This is a genomic window from Aeromonas rivipollensis (assembly GCF_037811135.1).
Lineage (GTDB): Bacteria > Pseudomonadota > Gammaproteobacteria > Enterobacterales > Aeromonadaceae > Aeromonas > Aeromonas rivipollensis.
Genome location: NZ_CP149130.1, coordinates 529,085 through 548,479, shown reverse-complemented (window position 1 = coordinate 548,479; position 19,395 = coordinate 529,085). Strand labels below are relative to the sequence as shown.

Below are 19,395 nucleotides of genomic sequence, written 5' to 3'. Positions count from 1 at the left end.
GGCGCCATAAGAAAGGGCAGGATCCGATCCTGCCCTTTCTTCATGGGTTTAGGTTAGCAGGTTGAGCCCCGGGATCAGAACTGCTGGAACCAGCGCTGGATCTGGGCCGGATCCTTGCTCTGGGTCAGAGAGAGCATCAAGAGGATGCGCGCCTTCTGCGGGTTCAGGGTGCCGGCGGCCACGAAGCCGTACTTGGCGTCGTCGATCTCGGCATCCAGGGTGGTGGCGCCGGTCGGCACGCGGGCGGAGCGCACCACACGGATGCCGTCCTCGCTTGCCTTGGCCAGGGTGTCGAACAGGCTGTGATAGAGGTTGCCGTTGCCCACCCCGGCGCTGACGATGCCGTCAAACTTGGCATCCACCATGGCCTTGGCCGGCAGATCGGTGGCGTTGGCATAGTTGTAGACGATGCCCACCTGCGGCAGCTTGTCGAGCTTGCTCACATCGAACGGCGTCTTGCTGGTGTGCAGGCGGGCCGGGCTGCGCTGGTAGTCGATCTTGCCGTTGTGGATGTAACCCAGCGGGCCGAAGTTGGGGGCGGCGAAGGTCTGCACCCCCGTGGTGTTGGTCTTGGTGACGTCCCGGGCATCCAGCACCGTGTCGTTCATGGCGACCATGACGCCACGCCCCTTGGAGCTGGGGTCGGAGGCGGTGACCACGGCGTTATACAGATTCAGCGGGCCGTCGGCACTCATGGCGGTGGAGGGGCGCATGGCGCCGACCAGCACCACCGGCTTGTCGCTCTTGACGGTCAGGTTGAGGAAGTAGGCGGTCTCTTCCATGGTGTCGGTGCCGTGGGTGATGACGATACCATCCACGTCATCCTTGGCCAGCAGCTCGTTGACCCGCTTTGCCAGCTTGAGCCACACCTCGTCGTTCATGTCCTGGGAGCCGATCTTGACCACCTGCTCCCCCTGCACCTCGGCCACGTTCTTCATCTCGGGCACGGCGGCGATCAGGGTCTCGATGGCCACCTTACCCGCTTCATAGTTGGATTGGGTGGCGGACTGCCCCGCACCGGCTATGGTGCCACCGGTCGCCAGAATATGAACCTGCGGCAGGGCCATGGCCAGGGGGGAGAGGGTCATGCCGAGGACGACGGCGAGCAGGGTCTTGCGGATAGGGTGAGTCATGCTGCAATCCTTTTGGGTTAGTTGACTGCAGCATTTTCATCCAGTTTAAATCGTTTTTAAGTGATCACTCTCAACAATAAAAACAAGTAAACAGAATATTGGTCTGATTTTTACCCATATAGGGATAAATCACTCCGCATTGAATCCTTGGGCTTCGATCAGCGCGATCAACTCGCCCTTGCTCAGTTCGCTCTCGATAACAGCCTTGCGGCTGCCAAAATCGACCCGGGCCTGGCTGACGGTGCTCTGAGCCAGCAGCGCCTTCTGCAGGCTGGCGGCGCAGCCACCGCAGGACATGCCGGAAATGGTGAGTTCTATGGTCATGGGATATCTCCTCTTTGGATGTGTTCCCAGCCTAAAGCTGACGCCCGCGGCAAGGTCAAGCCCTAGCGGGCCAACACGGATTCACGCACCACCAGGCGCCCCTGGAATTTCTGCTGCTCATCGGCCGGTCGCAGACTCTGCGCCAGCTGTGCTTGCAACACCCGCACGCTCTCCTGGGCCAGCCGCTCACTCGGGTATTCGATGCAGGTCAGCGGCGGGGTCAGCTGGCTCGCCAGGGAGGAGCCTTCCAGGCTGATGACGGAGACATCCTGAGGGATATGGAGGTTGAACTCGCGCAACAGCCTCATGGCGTCGGCAGCCTGGGCATCTTGCTGCACCACCAGCGCCGTGAAGGGCAGGTAACGATTGAGCAAGCCGAGCAGCGCCTGCTGGTTGTCGGTACCGTCGATCACCAGCTGGCTGTTATAGGGCAGGGATTGCTGCTGAAGTGCCTGCTGATAACCCTGGATGGCGCTCTTTCCGGCTGGGGACAGTTTGTCATCCAGCATCAGCACCAACTGGCGGTGACCCTTGCCGAGCAGGAAGCGACAGGCGCTCTCGGTGGCGAAGGTCAGGTCATAGCTGAGGTTGAGGTTGCCGGTGTCGCTCACCCCATCGAGCTGAATGAGGCGCGGGTCCGGATTCAGAGGCTGTTTGGTACCGAGCACCAGCACGCCATCACAACGCCCTCCCAGCAGTTCATCGACCGCCAGCTGCTGTTGCTGCGCCTCGTCGGCAAAGCGCACCAGCATGCTCTTGCCTGTCTTGGCCAGCGCTCCTTCCAGCAGCGGCAGCATGCTGGCCAGACGATTGCCAAGCTGGGGGGAGAGGATGATGCCCACACAATCCGTCGCCTGGGTCGCCAGGGAGCGAGCCGTGGCATTGGGTCGGAAATTCAGCTGCTCGGCGGCTTGCAGCACGGCCAACCGGCTCTCTTCACGCACGCCGCGCGAGCCGCTCAGGACGCGGGAAACGGTGGCTTTAGACACATTCGCGAGGCGCGACACATCGGTAATATTGGCCATGGCTTCATCAACGGTAACCGGTTAACAGGCCTCCATCCTAGCACAGGCCAGCGACCTCCGGTAAGGGCCGGCAGCCTGACCAATGGAAAAGGGGGGCCCTTGCCCCCCTCTGCCAATATGGCTTCCATCAGAAGAAATATTTGAAACGCACCCGGCCACCGTAGCGATCGATGTTGTCCACCTCGCCGCTGTCGACATTCAGCTGGGACCAGTAGGCTCCCAGATAGATATCGAAGTTGTTCAGGTCCAGCACGCTCGGGATCTTGTAGGAGGCGTAGACGGTGTTGATGCTGTGCTTGCCGATCATCTTGCTGAAGTCGGCGCTGGTGTTGTTCAGATTGGCGCTGCTGATGTCGTTGATGGCGTAGATGTAACCCAGGCCGGCATTGTGCCAGAGCAGGTTGGCGCCCAGGGTGGTATCAGTTTCGGCCTCGGCATCCATGCGGGCCAGGTTGGCATTGATGACCAGGGCATCCTGGGTCCAGCTGGTGGTGAGGCCATAACCCATGCGATCGGATACCGAGACGTCGTCGCTGGTGACGATGGCGTCGCTGATCACATTGCCCTCGGCCCCCAAGGCGACTTTCAGGTTTTCACCTTTCCAGGCGATGACGGGACGCACGATGATGGAGTCTTTGGCTTTGGTCAGCGCATAGCCGTGGTATTGCTGGCCTGCAAACAGATTGGTGCGATCTCCGATCAGGGTGGAGAGCTCCAGATACCAGTTGCCCGCCTCTTTGTTGAGCAGAAGCTGACCCCCCTTGCCTGCCCGGCCACGACCCTCCTTGAGCATGTAGACATAGCCATTGCCATCGGAGTAGAGGTCGTTGGCGCTGTCACCGGAATGCTCGACAAAGATGTCCTGACCCAGCGGGAACATGTCGTAGGCCTCGAAGCGGCCGACTTTCATCCCCCAGTTGCTGCGCTGGCCGAATCCCAGATAAGCATCGTCGGCACCGGCACCACCATTGGTGCCTATGGTGGGCTGGATCTGGATCTGGCCATAGCGACCATCTTCCAGCTCCCGTACCCCGAGGAAGTTCAGCAGCAGGCGACCATCCTCGTCCCAGCGATCGGTGCGGGTCTCGCTGGTTTGACCCAGCACGTTGCCACGGGTGGTATTGGACGCGTTCAGGTTGATCTCCGCATCGCCCCCCAGGCTCAGGCGCCCGAAGTCCGTGTTGGTCTCCACCACGGCGCTGGCCATGAAAGGGGTGCTCAGGGCCAGGATGGCAAGGAGCTGGGCGGACAGGTTTGTCAGTTTCATTATTATCATTCCTTGAGTTTTATGTTTTTGATATACAAGCACTTATTTATCTGTCTCCCCGAAGGGAGGACAAATTTGGGCATGCCTTTCCCCCATCGCGACGCAATGTAGGGCAAAGGGCATGGATCAAATCGGGTGGGGGACTAGGGCCCGAGGCAGTGTCTCAGCCCCTGACAGGCATCGCCCGCCGGGGTAGGCGAGTCGGCGCGCTCTCCTCGGCCAAGGCTCAGATGGCCCATGTGGTGGCTCCTTCGACGCAGCTTGGCAGCCAGGCGGCGCCGCGTACCCCGCTGCTATCCCCGTAGCGGGCAGGCACTATGGGGGTGAGGCACTGCGCCGAGAACAGGTAGGGAATCACTGCCGCCGGCAGATCGCGATAGAGGGAGACGATGTTGGAGAGGCCGCCCCCCAGTACGATGACATCCGGGTCCAGCACATTGATCAGGCTGGCGACGCTGCGGGCCAGGGCCTGGATGAAGTGGTCATAGTGGACCTCGGCCTCCAGATCCCCCTCGGCGGCGGCCGTGATGATCCCGAGGGGGGACAGCCCACGGCCATGACGCTCCACGAAACGACCGGCAAACCCTGTCCCGGAGACGAACCGCTCGATGCAGTTGCTGCGCCCGCAGTAACAGGGTTGGGTTGGGCCATCAAGCGCCGGGTCATAACCGGGCAGCGGATTGTGACCCCACTCCCCGGTGATGGCGTTGGGACCGACGACGAGCTGGCGATTGACCACCAAGCCGCCACCACAGCCGGTGCCTAGGATGATGCCAAACACTACCCTGCCCGCCTCTCCCGCCCCGTCGACGGCCTCCGAGAGGGCGAAACAGTCGGCGTCATTGGCGAGCCAGACCGGCTGGCCCAGCGCCTGGGTCAGGTCTTGCTTGAGGTCCTGTCCGTTGAGAAACAGACAGTTGGCATTCTTGATGCGACCCGTCTGCGGGTCGATCGCCCCGGGCAGCCCGATGCCGATGGTGAAGACGCTGTCCATCGCCTGCCGTATCTCTCTCACCAGCCCGGTGATGGCCGCCAGGAAATCGCCGTACCCCGTGGTCGGGGTCGCGATCCGCCTGCGCAGCAGGCTGACACCCTGGCCATCGAGCAGTTGAGCCTCGATCTTGGTTCCCCCGATGTCGAGTCCGAGTCGCAACATGATCGTCTTCCTCAGGCAGCCAGCTTGCGATGTAGCTCGATGAGCTCGGTGACCAGCTCCCGAGCCAACATGGCGGTCATCAGGTGGTCCTGGGCGTGGACCAGGATCAGCGTGACCGGGATCTTGCCCTCCCCTTCATCCGCCTCGATCAGCCTGGTCTGTACCCCGTGGGCCGCATTGGCTGCCTCGGCGGCCTGGCGCAGCAGGTCATCGGCCTCCGCAAACTGGCCGGCCCTGGCCTGGCGCAGCGCCTCGAAACAGAGGCTGCGGCTCATGCCGGCATTGATGATAAGACCCATGACGGTCTCTTCCAGATCGAACATACACACTCCTTGATGATGGGCGCCGGCCCTGGGGCTGGCGCTCTTTATAGGGGTCAAGTGACAGAATAATCAGTCGAAGCCATTCTCACGGGCGGCGGTGGCAAACCACTGGCCGCTCTTCTTGATGCGCCGGGTCTGGCTCTCCAGCTCCAGCTCGATGAAGCCGTAACGGTTCTTGTAGGCATTGCTCCACGACCAGTTGTCGATGAAGGTCCAGAGGTGATAACCCCGGCACTGACAGCCCTCCGACAGCCCCTTGTGCAGCCAGATGAGGTGATCCCGGATGAAGCCGATGCGGTAGTCATCCTGGATCTGGCCGTCCTCGCCCTTGAACCTGGCCTCCCCCTCCACCCCCATGCCGTTCTCGGAGATGTAGCTCGGGATGTTGCCGTAGTGGTCGCGCAGGTTGACCAGGATGTCGTAGATCCCCTGCTCGTAGATCTCCCAGCCCCGGTGCGGGTTCATCTTGCGGCCCGGCATCTCGTAGTAGTCGAAGAACCACTCCGGCATGAAGGGGCTGGCAGGATTGACCGCGTGGCTGCGCGCCTTGACCCGGCGCGGCTGGTAGTAGTTGACCCCCAGCAGGTCTATCTTGCCGGCCGCCAGCAGGGCGGCATCGCCCGGCTCGCAGGCCGGCAGCTGATCGTATTCCCGCAGCAGCTCGACCAGCTCGGCGGGGTATTCCCCCTTGACCGCCGGATCCAGGAAGCTGCGGTTGAACATCAGATCCGCAATGTTGGCCGCCTTCAGATCCGCCGGGTGTTGCGATCGCGGATAGGAGGGGGTCAGATTCAGGATGATGCCAATCTGACCATCCTGACCGAGCTCCCGGTAACGCTGCACCGCCGTGGCATGAGCCAGCATGGTGTGATAGGCCACGGTGGCGGCGCGGCGAAAATCCACCACGTTCGGATAGTGGAAGTCGTAGAGGTAGCCCCCCTCCACCGGCACGATCGGCTCGTTGAAGGTGAACCAGTGCTTGACCTTGTGACCGAACAGCCTGAAGCAGGTCTCGGCAAACTCGGCGTAGGCGGCGACCACCTCCCGACTCTCCCAGCCACCCAGTGCCTGCATGCTCATCGGCATGTCGAAGTGGAACAGGCAGATAAAGGGCTCGATCCCCTCGGCCTTCAGCTCGTCGAGCATGGCGTCGTAGAAGGCAACGGCCTCTGGGTTGGGCTCCCCCCGGCCAGCCGGGATCAGCCTGGACCAGGCGATGGAGGTGCGGAAGCTGTTGTGACCAAGCTGCTTCAGCAGACGGATGTCATCGCGAAAATGCTCATAAAAACCTGAGGTCTGCGCCGGCCCTATCTGCTGATGGAAACGGTTGGGGGACTGCTCGAACCAGTGATCCCAGATGGTTGGGGCCTTGCCGCCCTGGAGGCTGGCGCCTTCGGCCTGGGCGGCGGAGGAGGCGCTGCCCCACCAGAACTGTTCAGGAAAACGGTATTGCATCTCTTGTTACTCCAAGCTTGAAAAAAGAGGCCGCCAGGCGGCCCCGGCAGGCAATCAACGGGTGGCGGCGGCCGCCAGTGTCGGTTCTTTCGAGTCAGTCCGTTCTTCCTGCTTGAGCAAAGTGCGCTCATAGGCTTTCAGGAAGGGGTAATACATGGCAGCGGCGGAGCACATGCAGAGCAGGCTCAGCACCATGGGGCTGATGGCCCAGTTGGCAGCCCAGGAGGCGCCGATGGGACCTGGGGTGGTCCAGGGAGTGAGAGAGACAACCCGCTCCACCAGACCTATATCCAGGGCAAACCAGGCCAGAGTGGCGTTGATCATGGGTACCAGGATGAAAGGCAGGAAGAACACCGGGTTCATCACTATGGGCGCACCGAACAGGATGGGTTCGTTGATGTTGAACAGGCCAGGTACCACACCCATCTTGCCGATGGATCTCAGGTGGGCGGCCTTGCTGCGCAGCAGCAGGAAGGCCAGCGGCAGGGTGGAGCCGACGCCGCCGATCAGCAGGTAGTGATCCCAGAAGCCCTGCAGGAAGATGTGTGGCAGGGCTTCACCAGCCGCCATGGCGGCCTGGTTGTTGGCCAGATTGGCCATCCAGAACGGGTTCATGATGCCGGTGACAATCAGGGCACCGTGGATCCCCGCGAACCAGAGCACCTGGCACACCAGCACCGCCAGCAACATGGCAGGCAGGGAATCGGAGGCCGCCACCAGCGGCTTGACCAGCGACATGATGGCCTCCGGCAAAATCATACCGGTGGTGCTCTCCAGGATCAGGTTGAGGGGGTGCAGGGTCAGGATGATCACCAGCACAGGGATCAGCACCTCGAAGGAGCGGGCGACGCCGGTCGGCACCTGGGGCGGCAACTTGATGGTGATGTTGTTGCGCTTGAGGAAGGCATAGACCTCGGCCGCATAGATGGCGGTGATCAGGGCAGTGAAGATCCCCTGGCCGGAAAAATACTGCATGGAGATGGCACCATCCTTGACGGGGGCGGCCACCAGCATGAAGGACATCAGGCAGAGCAGGCCTGTGGTGACGGGGTCCAGACCGTTCTGCCGCGCCAGGCTGGCGCCTATTCCCACCGAGATGAACAGGGTCATCAGCCCCATGCTCAACTGGAAGGGGAGCAGCAACTGGGACTGATAGGTCGACGAGAAGTCGAGCCAGGCACGGGCAAATCCCCATTGGGTCTGGGGTGAGAAGGGGGGAAAGATGAACACCAGCATGAAGCTGCCGACGATCATGAAGGGCAAGGCGGCGATGAAGCCGTCACGGATCGCCTGCACGTATTTCTGCTGGCCGATCCGGCCGGCCAGCGGGCTGACCCGGTTCTCTATGGTACTGACAAAGCGCTCGTAAAGGGTGTTCATGAAGGTTTCCTTGTGACATTCACTGGTTGGGGTCTGCGCATCAGCCGATCAGGGTGAGGGCATGGTCGAGGACCTTGTCACCCCGTTGCATGCCGTAATCCATCATGTTGATGGTGTCGACCGGTACGCCGTGGGCCGCGGCACGCTGCTGCAGCTCGGCCTGCATGTATTTGACCTGGGGCCCCAGCAGCACCACCTGGTAGCGAGGCATCTGCAGATCGAACTCTGCCGCTCCGAAGGCCTGTATCTCGGCGTCCAATCCCCGCTTGTCCGCCTCCTCTTTCATCTTCTTGACCAGCAGGCTGGTGGACATGCCGGAAGAGCAGCACAACATGATTCTTTTCATTTCCCGATTCTCCAGACGTTCATAACGGATGGCGCATTCTGGATCGAATGGATTTAATTTGGAAACCGGTTTCCAAATTAAATCCATTGATGTGTGAGCGGGATCGGCATTTTCCGGTTCAAGGGGTCGGGAAGTGTGAGCGAGGTAATGAAATGGCAAAATGGTCGAGGATATTACGGAAACAAAACCACAAAGCCGTCAAAATGGCGTCCAAGCCCCGTGATGACAAGGGGTATCAGGATGACAAGGAACCGAATAACGTGATGAATCTGCAATGGATGGCAATGCTGGTCGGCATGATAGAGCAGCGCATGGTACCGTTTGCCAACTGGCTGACCCGCAGTCGCCATGTGCTCTCCTTGCGCGATGGTTTTCAGCTGGCCATGCCCTTCGTCATCGTCGGCAGCCTGCTGGTCCCCATCCTCTATCCTCCCATCGCCCCCGACACGCCGCACGCCTTCGGACAGTGGCTGCACTGGCTGGCGCGGGCACTGCATCCTTTCCTGTTTCCCGTCTACTCCCACACCCTGGGGTTGGTGGCGCTGATCATCGCCTTCGGTGCGGCGTCCAGCCTCGCCAAGGCATACGAAATGCCGGAGCGCCTGTGCGGCCTGGGGGGCTGCATGGCCTTCCTGATGCTGATCGACTTTCGCTCGCTGCAACCCGGGGTGTTTGGCTATCTGGGGGGAGCCGGGATCTTCACGGCCCTGCTGATGGCGTTCTACTCGGTGGAGGTGACCCGGCTCTTCTATCGCCGGGGCTGGTACATTCAGATGCCGGACGAGGTGCCGGTGATGACCCGCCGGGGCTTTCAGCTGATAGTGCCGCTGCTGTTCATCATGCTGTCGCTGAGCCTGTTGCGGCTCTGGTTGAAGCAGCAGTTCGGGATCAGTCTGCCGGACTTCATGGCCGCCCTGTTCCGGCCCCTGATCGTGGGGGCCGACACCCTGCCCGCCCTGCTGATCACCCTGCTGATCGCCCATCTGCTCTGGTTCATGGGGATCCACGGCGCCCTGATAGTGACCGGATTGCTGTCACCCTTCTGGATGGCCGGGGTGAGCGCCAACCAGGCCGCGCTGATGGCAGGAGAGCCCCTGCCCCATATCTTCCTGCAAGGGTTCTGGGACTACTACCTGCTGATCGGGGGGATTGGGACTACCTTGCCACTGGTGTTTATGGCCATGCGCAGTCGCTCTCACTCGATTCAGTCGGTGGGCAAGCTGGGTTTCATCCCCTCGATGTTCAACATCAATGAGCCGCTGCTGTTCGGTTTCCCCATCATCATGAATCCGCTGTTCTTCCTGCCCTTCATCGGCGTCCCCCTGATCAACGCCGTGCTCGCCTGGCAGCTGACCCAGTGGGGGTTTCTCGACAAGTTCATCGCCCTGCTGCCCTGGTCCATGCCCTCTCCTCTCGGTGCCGCCTGGGCGGCCAACGGCAGTTGGAGCAATGGCCTGATGAGCCTGGTCTGCATCCTCAACAGCTATGTGCTCTACCGCCCCTTCTTCCTGGCCCATGAAAAAATGGTGCTGGAGCAGGAGCGTGAACACAGCTGAGCCCCGAGGCCGGACCCATAGGCTGTTCAAGCCCCAGGTCAGTGGTGACGAGCGAGCTCAGGGTGATGGTGGCGATGAGGTTCGTCGCCAATGCGCGCCCCATGGCCGGGGCCGTCACATGGCGACAGTGCCTTATCCCATCAACCCCAGGTAGTTCATCAGGGCCGCTCCCAGGCTGGTGGTGACGAGCGAACCCAGGGTGGTGGTGGCGATGATGTTCGCCGCCAGTGCGCTGTCACCTCCCATGGCGCGGGTCATCACATAGCTGGCGGCCGCGGTCGGGGTGGAGCTGATGAGGAAGAGGATGCCGAGGGCCTGGGGACTGAAACCGAGCGCCCAGGCCCCCAGCACCAGCAGCACGGGAATGCAGAACAGGCGGTTGGCGGTGGCCCAGCCGGTCAGCATGGCGCCGCCGCGCAGGGCCTTGAGGTTGAGGCTGGCACCGGTGCAGAGCAGCGCCAGCGGCAGCGTCATGCTGGCGAAGTAGTTGCCCGTGGCGATCACCAGCTGGGGCAGCTCTATGCCGAGCAGGCCGAACGGCAGGGCCGCCAGTATGGCGATGATGAGGGGGTTTCTGACGATCCCCTTGAGGATGGGCTTGAGCCCTTTTCCACCCCCCAGGCTGCGGGTCAGGGTGATCACCGCGAGGATGTTGTAGAGCACCGTGATGGAGCCCACCAGCAGGGCGGCGGCCCCTATGCCCTCGGGGCCGTAGGCGTTCTGCACATAGGCCAGCCCCATGATCCCCATGTTGCCGCGAAAGCTGCCCTGCACGAAGATGCCGCGCAGACGCCGCTCGGGGATAAAGCGGGCCGCCAGCAGCTCGAGCACCAGGAAACCGGCCAAAGTGCCTAACAGGCCGTAGAGGATGAGCCAGGGGCTCGGCATGGTGGAGAAGTCGGTGCGCACCATGCTGAGAAACAGCAAGGCTGGCAAGGTGACCTGAAATACCAGTCGGGAGGCGGACTCGACGAAACTGTCGGGCAAGAGACCGAGCCGCTTGAGCCAGATCCCGAGCACCAGCACCAGGCAGATGGGGCCAGTGATGGAGAGGGAGAAGTGCAGACTTGCCAACAGATCCATGATGCGCGTCCTGTGCAATGGCGGGGGAGTCGCCTGGGCAAATTGGCATTCTAACGCCATGGGCTTGTATTCACAGGACTTAATCACAACAATGTCTGCATCCCGGTTGTCGCCCTCCCCTGTCACGGATCCCCCATGGAAAAGAAACTGACCATCCTCGATATCGCCCGCCTGAGCGGGGTCGGCAAGTCGACCGTCTCCCGGGTGCTCAATCAGGATCCCAAGGTCAACGCCCAGACCAGAGCCAGGGTCGAGGCGGTGATCGCCCAGCACGACTTCGTGCCGAGCAAGTCGGCCCGGGCCATGCGCAGCCAGAGCCAGCAGGTGATCGGCATCGTCGTGTCACGCCTCGACTCCAGCTCGGAAAACCAGGCGGTGCGCGGCATGCTGGAGACCCTCTATGCCCGCGGCTACGATGCAGTGCTGATGGAGAGCAAGTTCTCCCCCGCCAAGGTGAGCGAACACCTAGCCGTGCTGGAGCGGCGGGGGGTGGACGGCATCATACTGTTTGCCTTCAACGATCTGGACTACGCCGCCATGGCGCCCCTCAAGGAGAAGCTGGTGCTGATGGTGCGCGAGCACCCCGGGTTCTCCTCCGTTTGTTACGATGACGAGGGGGCGGTGCGGGCCGTGCTCGAGCACCTCAGGGGGCGGGGCATAGACCAGGTGGCCTATCTGGGAGTCGAGCGCAGCGATCTCACCACTGGTCTGCGCCGTCACCAGGCTTATCTCGACTACTGCGAGGCGCTGGGCCGCACGCCCCACAGCGCCCTCGGGGATCTCAGCCTGCACAGCGGCTACCGGCTGGCGGCCGAGCTGGTCACCCCCAGCACCCAGGCGCTGGTCTGCGCCAGCGACACCCTGGCCATAGGCGCCGCCAAATACCTGCAGGAGCGGGGGCGCACCGACATTCTGGTCAGCGGTCTCGGCAGCAACCCCATGCTCACCTTCCTGTTTGCCAACGCCCTCAACCTGGATTTCGGCTACAAGGATGCCGGCATTCTGGCCGCCAGACAGCTGCTCGATCAGATTGAAGAGGGCCAGGCCCCCAGAGCCACCATAGCCCCCTGTCAGCCCCTGTAGTCTATCTTTTCCTCTCATTACCGGCGTTTTGCACTTTTTGTGACCACCGCCACGAATTGGGAACGTTCCCATTGCTGATGTCGGCCACTGGCTTCATGCTGATTGGGAACGATACCAATAAGCGGGTGGTCATTGGCCAGCCGGCAAAGAAACGACCATTATTCATCGAGTCACAGAGGGAAGGCTCATGTCAAAAGTCAACACACAGCATCTGGCACAGCTGATCGAACGGATCGGCGGCAAGGACAACATCACCACCGTCAGCCACTGCCTGACCCGGCTCAGGTTCGTGCTGGCCGATCCGGCCAAGGCCGATCCCAAGGCCATCGAGACCATACCCTCGGTGAAGGGCAGCTTCACCCAGGGCGGCCAGTTCCAGGTGGTGATCGGCAACGAGGTGGATCAGTGGTACAAGGCGCTCACCGAGGAGATAGGGGTGAGCGGCGCCAGCAAGGATGCCGCCAAGCAGGCGGCCCGCCACAACATGAATCCGCTGGAGCGCGGCATCTCCCACCTGGCGGAGATCTTCGTGCCCTTGCTGCCCGCCATCATCACCGGCGGCCTGATCCTGGGTTTTCGCAATGTCATCGGCGACATCAAGATGTTCGACGACGGGACCCATACCCTGGTGGAGATCAGCCAGTTCTGGGCCCAGGTGCACGCCTTCCTCTGGTTGCTGGGTGAGGCCATCTTCCACTTCCTGCCGGTGGGCGTCTGCTGGTCTGCGGTGAAGAAGATGGGAGGATCCGAGATCCTCGGCATAGTGCTGGGTATCACCCTGGTGTCGCCGCAGCTGATGAACGCCTACGGCATCGGTCAGCAAACCCCGGAAGTGTGGGACTTCGGCCTCTTCGTCATCCAGAAGGTGGGCTATCAGGCCCAGGTCATTCCGGCCCTGCTGGCGGGTGTCTTCCTCGCCTGGGTGGAAACCAGCCTCAAGCGCATCATTCCGGCCTACCTCTACCTGGTGATAGTGCCCTTCATCTCCCTGCTGCTGGCGGTGATAGTGGCCCACGCCTTCATCGGCCCCTTCGGTCGCTGGATTGGCGAGGGGGTCGGCTTCGCCGCCAAGGCCGCCATGACGGGGTCCTTCGCCCCCATAGGCGCCGCCCTGTTCGGCTTCCTCTATGCGCCGCTGGTCATCACCGGCATCCACCACACCACCAACGCTGTGGATCTGCAACTGATGCAGAGCATGGGCGGCACCCCCATCTGGCCGCTGATCGCCCTCTCCAATATCGCCCAGGCGTCGGCGGTCGTCGGTATCATCCTGATCAGCCGCAAGGAGAACGAGCGGGAGATCTCTGTCCCGGCCGCCATCTCCGCCTACCTGGGGGTAACCGAGCCGGCCATGTACGGCATCAACCTCAAGTACAAGTTCCCCATGCTGTGCGCCATGGTGGGCTCCAGCCTCGCGGCCCTCATCTGCGGCTTCAGCGGCGTGATGGCCAACGGCATCGGGGTGGGCGGCCTGCCGGGCATCCTCTCCATCCAGCCCCAGTACTGGGCCATCTACGCCGTCGCCATGCTGGTGGCCATAGTGGTGCCCGTGGTACTGACCCTGCTGGTCTACAAGCGCCAGCAGGCAGCCGGCAAGCTGGATCTGGCCACCGCCTGATCCCCAAGACATCGGCGGGGCCCAGGCTCCGCCCTTTTTATTGGCCTGTTCAACCCAGTTTCAACCAATGAGCGATCCAACCATGACACAGACACCCTGGTGGCAAAGCGCCGTGATTTACCAGATCTACCCCAAGAGCTTTCAGGATTCCGGCGCCCGCGGCACCGGCGACCTCAAGGGGATCATGGCCCGCCTCGACTACCTCAAGACCCTCGGCGTCGATGCCCTCTGGCTGACCCCGGTCTACGTTTCCCCCCAGGTGGACAACGGCTACGACATCGCCGACTACCTGGCCATAGACCCCGCCTACGGCACCATGAGCGATTTCGAGGCGCTGCTGGCCGCCGCCCACGCGCGCGACATCCGCATAGTGATGGACATAGTGGTCAACCACACCTCCACCGAGCACGCCTGGTTCAAGTCGGCGCTGGGGGACAAGAACAGCCCCTACCGCGACTACTACATCTGGAAAGATCCGGTGGAAGGCGGCGTGCCCAACAACTGGCAGTCCAAGTTTGGCGGCAGCGCCTGGGAGCTGGACCCGGCCACCGGCCAGTACTATCTGCATCTGTTCGCCCGCGAGCAGGCGGATCTCAACTGGGAAAACCCGGCGGTTCGCGCCGAGGTGAAAAAGATCATCCACTTCTGGGCGAAGAAGGGGGTCGACGGTTTCCGGCTCGACGTCATCAACCTCATCTCGAAGGATCAGCGCTTCCCGAGCGACGAGGTGGGGGATGGCCGCCGCTTCTACACCGACGGGCCGCGCATCCACGAATTCCTGCAGGATGTGAGCCGCGACGTCTTCGCCCCGGTGGGGGCCATGACGGTGGGGGAGATGTCCTCCACCAGTCTCGAGCACTGCCAGCGCTACGGCGCACTGGATGGCTCCGAGCTCTCCATGGTGTTCAACTTCCACCACCTCAAGGTGGATTACCCCAATGGCGACAAATGGACCAAGGCGCCGTTCGATTTCCTCGAACTCAAGCGCATCTTCAACCACTGGCAGAGCGGCATGCATGGCAAGGGGTGGTCGGCGCTGTTCTGGTGCAACCACGATCAGCCGCGCATCGTCTCCCGCTTCGGCGACGAGGGCGAACATCGGGTAGTGGCCGCCAAGATGCTGGCCAGCACTCTGCACGGCTTGCAGGGCACCCCCTACATCTATCAGGGGGAGGAGATCGGCATGACCAATCCCGGCTATCAGTGCATTGACGACTATCAGGATGTGGAGAGCCGCAACATCTTCGCCATCAAGCAGGCCGAAGGGATGGAGGAGGCCGAGATCCTCGCCATTCTGGGGGCCAAGTCCAGGGACAACTCCCGCACCCCCATGCAGTGGAGCGCCGCCCCCAACGCAGGCTTCTCGAGCGGCACACCCTGGCTGAAACCCGCCGCCAACTACCCCGAGATCAACGCCGAAGCGGCGCTGGCCGACCAAGACTCGGTGTTCTGGCACTACCGGGATCTGATCCGGCTGCGCAAGGATTATCCCATCTTCACCCAGGGGGATTATCAGGAGCTGCTGGCGGGGCATACCCGGATCTGGGCCTATGCCCGCCGCGCCAACGGCCAGACCCTGCTGGTGGTGAGCAACTTCTACGGCGAGCCTGTGACTTTCGAGCCGCCCGCCGAGCTGGCCGCTGGCGAGGGTCGCCTGCTGCTTGGCAACTACCCCGATAGCCCGACCCGGCCGCAATCCTGCGAGCTACGTCCTTATGAATCCCTGATCTGGCTGATGGAGCAATGATGACTGAGACAATCACAGCGCCACGGGCAGCCGAGCGCTGCCCCGAATGGCAGAAGATGGTGGCGGGGGAGCCCTATGATGCGGGCCACCCCGAGCTGAAGGCGGCCCGCGAGCGCTGCCGCAGCCTCTATCACAGCTTCAACACCAGCTGGCAGGAGAAACCGGAGCGGGATGCCCTGCTCTATGAACTGCTCGGCGGCCGTGGCAAAGCGTGCGCAATCAACCCGCCCTTCTTTTGCGACTATGGCGCCAACATCTTCGTGGGGGAGAACTTCTACGCCAACGTCAACTGCACCATCCTCGACGTGTGCGAGGTGCACATCGGTGACAACGTGCTGCTGGCGCCAGGGGTGCAGATCTACACCGCCGCCCACCCGGTGGCGGTGTCGCCTCGGGTGGCCGGGGTCGAGTTCGGCAAGCCGGTGCGCATCGGCAACAACGTCTGGATAGGAGGCAGCACCGTCATCTGCCCCGGTGTCACCATAGGGGACAACAGCGTGATAGGGGCGGGATCCGTGGTCACCAGGGATATTCCGGCGGGGGTGGTCGCAGTCGGCAACCCTTGTCGGGTGTTGCGCCCCATGACGGCGCAGGAGCTGGCGGCCGGGGAGCCCGGCTGACACAGAGGGGCAGGTAGTACCTGTCCCTTTTAGTTTTCCTGACGGCCCCTTCGCGCTCCTTTGATTTCGGGAAAGGCGGCGGCACCCTCCTCTTTCCTCACCCTGGCAGCAAGGCCCCGCAGCGCTTGTGCTGCCCCATGACCACCAAGGTCTTGAAGCTACGTACCTGCTCCCTGGCATGCAGCACCCGCCGGGTGAACTGCTCGTAACTCTGCATGTCCCGCGCGGCCACCTGCAGCACGAAGTCCTGCTCACCCGTGACATACCAGAGGTCCATGACCTCAGGCTCCCCCTTCAGGCAGGCAATCATCCCATCGACGACACGGCCATGATCCCGCTCCAGGGTGACGAGCACCAGCATGGTGATGGGCCAGCCCATGGTCGCCGGTGCCACCAGCGCCACCTCCCGCTCGATAACTCCCGCCTCCCGCAGCGTCCGGACACGGCGGTAACAGGCGGGCGCCGAGAGGCCGACCCTGTGGGCCAGCTCGGGAATGGGCAGACGGGCATCCTGCTGCAGCTCTGCGAGGATGAGCAGATCGAACTTGTCGGTCATGGGGGTTAAGGAGATAAAAATTATCGAATAGAGCCAGTTTTAAACCGAGATTACGGCTATCGCCAGATATATTTTACTTCCCCTTCCCTGCTCAGGTTTGAACAAGATGCCGCCGACCACCACCACCCTCTCCTCCCTGCTGGCGGTCATCCTCGCCATGCTGTCGATCACCCTCGGCGCCTCCCTGGCCAAGTCGCTGTTTCCCTTGATCGGGGCCGCCGGTACCACCCTGTTCCGGCTGGGGTGTGCCGCCCTCCTCCTCTCCCTAGTGTTTCGGGTCTGGCGAGCGCCACTCGACAGGCGCACCCTGCTGGGGGCTATCCCTTATGGGCTCTCGCTGGGAGCCATGAACCTGCTCTTCTATCTGGCCATAGAGCGCATCCCCCTCGGCGTGGCGCTGGCCATCGAGTTCATAGGCCCCCTGACGGTGGCGCTGCTCAGCTCCCGCCACCGAGAAGACTTCATCTGGCTGGCGCTGGCCATCGTCGGTCTGCTGTTGCTGTTGCCGCTGCGGGCGGCCGAACAGGCCATCGATCCCCTGGGGGCCGCATTGGCCCTCGGCGCCGGCGTGTTCTGGGGGCTCTATATGCTGACCGGCAAGCGGGCCGGTGCCTTGCTGGGGGCCCAGGCCCCGGCCCTTGGCATGTGGGTGGGAACCCTGCTGGTACTGCCCTTCGGCTTCGGCGGGGCGAGCGAGGCCAGCTTCACCCTCCCTCTGGTGCTGACCATCGTGGGGGTGGGGCTGCTCTCGAGTGCCATCCCCTACTCTCTCGAGATGTTTGCCCTGCGCCGGTTGCCGCTCAAGAGCTACGGCATCCTGACCAGCGGTGAACCCGCCATGGGCGCCCTGATGGGGTTGCTGTTGCTGGGAGAACAACTGCCCCCGTCCCAGTGGCTGGGAATAGCCGCCATCATAACTGCTTCGATGGGCACCACCTGGCATGGGGGACGACGGCGCACCGAGCCGGCGTGACGGCGCCAAATAAAGCGGGCCTGTGATGACAGGCCCGCTTCATCAGAGGTACCAAGCGGGCGTCACGACGGATAACCGTAGCAGCGCTTTAGCTCGCCGAAGTCATAGAAGAAGCTGCCAGCCTCAATGGAGATACACCCTTCCTTGAAGGCAAGCTCCCTCTCGTTGTAGAGCATCTTCACCAACACCCTGCCTGTGTCGTTGCGATAAACATCCCACTGGATGTTGGCCGCATAAGGAGAGACCCAACCGCCACGCCATTCGTTGTTGGCCTGGCTCATCAATTCGCCCGGCTTGGCGCTCTGACGGCTGCCTTCCAGCTTCATCAGTGCTGCCAGCGGGATCAGGGTCTCGGCGTGGGCAAAACGCAGCTTGGCGACGTGCTCGCCGGCCCCTTCGATCACCTGGTGCTGCACCTCATTGAACATGCCGTCGAGCAGGGGCTGAGCCACCTCGTAGGTGGCACGCTGGCTGCTCAGACTCGGCCCCTTCTCGTAGAAGTCCTCGGCATCGGAGAGATAGGAGAACCAGGCCGACTCCTCCGGAGTGATGAACTGCTCCAGATCCCAGGGCGCCCCTTGCGCCTGCGCCTCCCGGATCATCCCCGGGCCAATGATGAAGAGGTTGTAAAGCATCAGTGCGGCATCCACCTCGTCGCGCACATAGGTCTTGTCACCATCTTTCGGGTTCACCGCCACATATTCGACACCGGCAGCCAGCTCGTCGACGAACGCCTTGCTGTAGAGGCGTTCGAGCATCGCGCGCGCCATCACCCGGGTCTGGGGCAGGGTCTTGAGGCCATCGAGCGCTTCGGTCAGCTCGGGAGCCGGAGTCACACCCTCCTCCTCATCCCCGACGAACGCCATGTATGCCTGGAAGGCGGGCAGGTACTGGAGGTAATCCCCTTCCGGCTCCGTCTTGTGGAAGTAGAGTTCAAACTTGTTGCGCAACCCCTTGTCGATCTCGGAGGGGTTCTGCTGGCTCACGTAGCAGTCCTTGCTGTCAGCCACGAAATTGACCCGTTTTGCCAGGCTCTCCATGAAGTAGTAGGCGCTCTCGTTGGCCCTGTCCTTGCCCGACGTCTCGACCCGGATGCAGGCGGGCGCAGCTCCCTTGCCAAGCAGGGTCGGCAGCCGCTCGGCCAGGCGGGTCGCCAGCAGGGCATGCTCTTCCTTGCCGACTGCCGAGAGTAGGCCATAGCCCAGTTGCCGGTTGGCTGCGGTGACGGCATCCACCTTGGCCCCCAGCCCCTGACCCAGCGTGGTGAGCGCACCCTGCCGGGAAGCCGCGTCCCAGATCTGCTTGGTCAGCACGTCGTACTTGGGGCTGGACAGGGAACGGGAACCATGTCGGGCAACCAGCTCGGTGAAGACGGGGGTGAAACCGGCTGGCGCCGCTTCATAACTGCTCGCATCCTGACGGGCAGCATAGACAGCCTTGGTGCTGTACTGGTAGTCGGCCTCAGGCCCGGTAGTCGAAGAGGAGTCGTTATCCGATTGGCAACCAGCCAGCAGGATCGCAGCCACGCAGGTGGCGAGGGGAGAGAGACGGAGCATTGTCATCCTTGAACCATATTGAAAATGAGGATGCACATTAAGCGCTCCAGATGACAATCCGGTGTCAGCTTCCGCTTTCAGTGACAAGATCTGCTCGCCCCCTGGCAACCCGGGGTGGCCGCTCGCGTATGTTTCGTTCATTTTTTTTGAACATCTAGACCAGTTAATCTCGCTAACAACCGAGCGATGACCTG

The 19,395-nt window shown here is 62.3% G+C and carries 18 protein-coding genes; 6 read left to right on the top strand and 12 right to left on the bottom strand.

Translation table 11 applies throughout. The features are described from left to right. Positions 1-74: 74 nt before the first annotated feature. The 9 genes from ansB to WIR04_RS02540 form a co-directional block, all read right to left on the bottom strand. Positions 75-1,133 carry an L-asparaginase 2 gene (ansB, locus tag WIR04_RS02580; RefSeq protein ID WP_025328398.1) on the bottom strand — a complete coding sequence of 353 codons (1,059 nt, stop codon included), beginning with the start codon at positions 1,131-1,133 and terminating at the stop codon, positions 75-77. Positions 1,134-1,262: 129 nt separating this feature from the next. Beyond that, positions 1,263-1,457, bottom strand: coding sequence for a heavy-metal-associated domain-containing protein (locus WIR04_RS02575; RefSeq protein WP_025328399.1), 195 nt, complete (start codon positions 1,455-1,457; stop codon positions 1,263-1,265). A 62-nt stretch (positions 1,458-1,519) separates the two neighbouring features. Then, positions 1,520-2,482: a LacI family DNA-binding transcriptional regulator gene (locus tag WIR04_RS02570; RefSeq protein WP_338890233.1), complete on the bottom strand. Its 963-nt coding sequence runs from the start codon at positions 2,480-2,482 to the stop codon at positions 1,520-1,522. Between the two features lie 127 nt (positions 2,483-2,609). Continuing rightward, a complete protein-coding gene (locus tag WIR04_RS02565) occupies positions 2,610-3,749 on the bottom strand; it encodes a carbohydrate porin (protein WP_307765762.1) in 1,140 nt (379 codons plus the stop codon). Positions 3,750-3,975: 226 nt separating this feature from the next. Next, positions 3,976-4,905, bottom strand: coding sequence for an ROK family protein (locus WIR04_RS02560; protein ID WP_338890230.1), 930 nt, complete (start codon positions 4,903-4,905; stop codon positions 3,976-3,978). 11 nt (positions 4,906-4,916) lie between these two features. Beyond that, positions 4,917-5,228 (bottom strand): PTS N,N'-diacetylchitobiose transporter subunit IIA, encoded by a 312-nt coding sequence (gene chbA / locus WIR04_RS02555; protein ID WP_106885692.1) that lies wholly within the window; start codon positions 5,226-5,228, stop codon positions 4,917-4,919. 69 nt (positions 5,229-5,297) lie between these two features. Continuing rightward, positions 5,298-6,683: a glycoside hydrolase family 1 protein gene (locus tag WIR04_RS02550; protein WP_338890228.1), complete on the bottom strand. Its 1,386-nt coding sequence runs from the start codon at positions 6,681-6,683 to the stop codon at positions 5,298-5,300. Positions 6,684-6,737: 54 nt separating this feature from the next. Then, positions 6,738-8,063, bottom strand: coding sequence for a PTS sugar transporter subunit IIC (locus WIR04_RS02545; RefSeq protein WP_338890226.1), 1,326 nt, complete (start codon positions 8,061-8,063; stop codon positions 6,738-6,740). A gap of 40 nt (positions 8,064-8,103) precedes the next feature. Next, positions 8,104-8,409 (bottom strand): PTS sugar transporter subunit IIB, encoded by a 306-nt coding sequence (locus WIR04_RS02540; RefSeq protein ID WP_338890224.1) that lies wholly within the window; start codon positions 8,407-8,409, stop codon positions 8,104-8,106. Positions 8,410-8,672: 263 nt separating this feature from the next. On the opposite strand from WIR04_RS02540, the gene WIR04_RS02535 reads away from it, so the two are divergent. Beyond that, positions 8,673-9,965, top strand: coding sequence for a PTS sugar transporter subunit IIC (locus WIR04_RS02535; protein WP_338892434.1), 1,293 nt, complete (start codon positions 8,673-8,675; stop codon positions 9,963-9,965). A gap of 132 nt (positions 9,966-10,097) precedes the next feature. Here the strand turns inward: WIR04_RS02535 and WIR04_RS02530 are convergent, their stop codons facing one another. After that, positions 10,098-11,048 (bottom strand): AEC family transporter, encoded by a 951-nt coding sequence (locus tag WIR04_RS02530; protein WP_338890222.1) that lies wholly within the window; start codon positions 11,046-11,048, stop codon positions 10,098-10,100. A gap of 135 nt (positions 11,049-11,183) precedes the next feature. Here WIR04_RS02530 and treR point away from each other — a divergent pair, with 135 nt between their 5' ends. From treR to WIR04_RS02510, 4 genes are all read left to right on the top strand, one after another. Continuing rightward, entirely contained in the window at positions 11,184-12,131 is a 948-nt protein-coding gene (gene treR, locus WIR04_RS02525) for a trehalose operon repressor TreR (RefSeq protein ID WP_338890219.1), read from the top strand. A 187-nt stretch (positions 12,132-12,318) separates the two neighbouring features. Next, positions 12,319-13,749, top strand: a complete 1,431-nt coding sequence (gene treB / locus WIR04_RS02520) for a PTS trehalose transporter subunit IIBC (protein WP_025328410.1) — start codon at positions 12,319-12,321, stop codon at positions 13,747-13,749. A gap of 82 nt (positions 13,750-13,831) precedes the next feature. Then, complete coding sequence (gene treC / locus WIR04_RS02515) at positions 13,832-15,496, top strand: alpha,alpha-phosphotrehalase (RefSeq protein WP_338890213.1); 1,665 nt, start codon at positions 13,832-13,834, stop codon at positions 15,494-15,496. Then, positions 15,496-16,116: a sugar O-acetyltransferase gene (locus WIR04_RS02510; RefSeq protein ID WP_338890210.1), complete on the top strand. Its 621-nt coding sequence runs from the start codon at positions 15,496-15,498 to the stop codon at positions 16,114-16,116. The genes treC and WIR04_RS02510 overlap by 1 nt, the downstream gene beginning before the upstream one ends. A gap of 97 nt (positions 16,117-16,213) precedes the next feature. On the opposite strand, the gene WIR04_RS02505 is transcribed toward WIR04_RS02510, so the two are convergent. Further along, a complete protein-coding gene (locus WIR04_RS02505) occupies positions 16,214-16,672 on the bottom strand; it encodes an Lrp/AsnC family transcriptional regulator (protein WP_338890208.1) in 459 nt (152 codons plus the stop codon). 106 nt (positions 16,673-16,778) lie between these two features. On the opposite strand from WIR04_RS02505, the gene WIR04_RS02500 reads away from it, so the two are divergent. After that, the gene (locus WIR04_RS02500; protein ID WP_338890206.1) at positions 16,779-17,645 is read left to right on the top strand and encodes an EamA family transporter; all 867 of its coding nucleotides are present in this window, start codon (positions 16,779-16,781) and stop codon (positions 17,643-17,645) included. 62 nt (positions 17,646-17,707) lie between these two features. On the opposite strand, the gene WIR04_RS02495 is transcribed toward WIR04_RS02500, so the two are convergent. Beyond that, positions 17,708-19,207, bottom strand: coding sequence for a histidine-type phosphatase (locus tag WIR04_RS02495; RefSeq protein ID WP_338890204.1), 1,500 nt, complete (start codon positions 19,205-19,207; stop codon positions 17,708-17,710). Positions 19,208-19,395 lie beyond the last annotated feature (188 nt).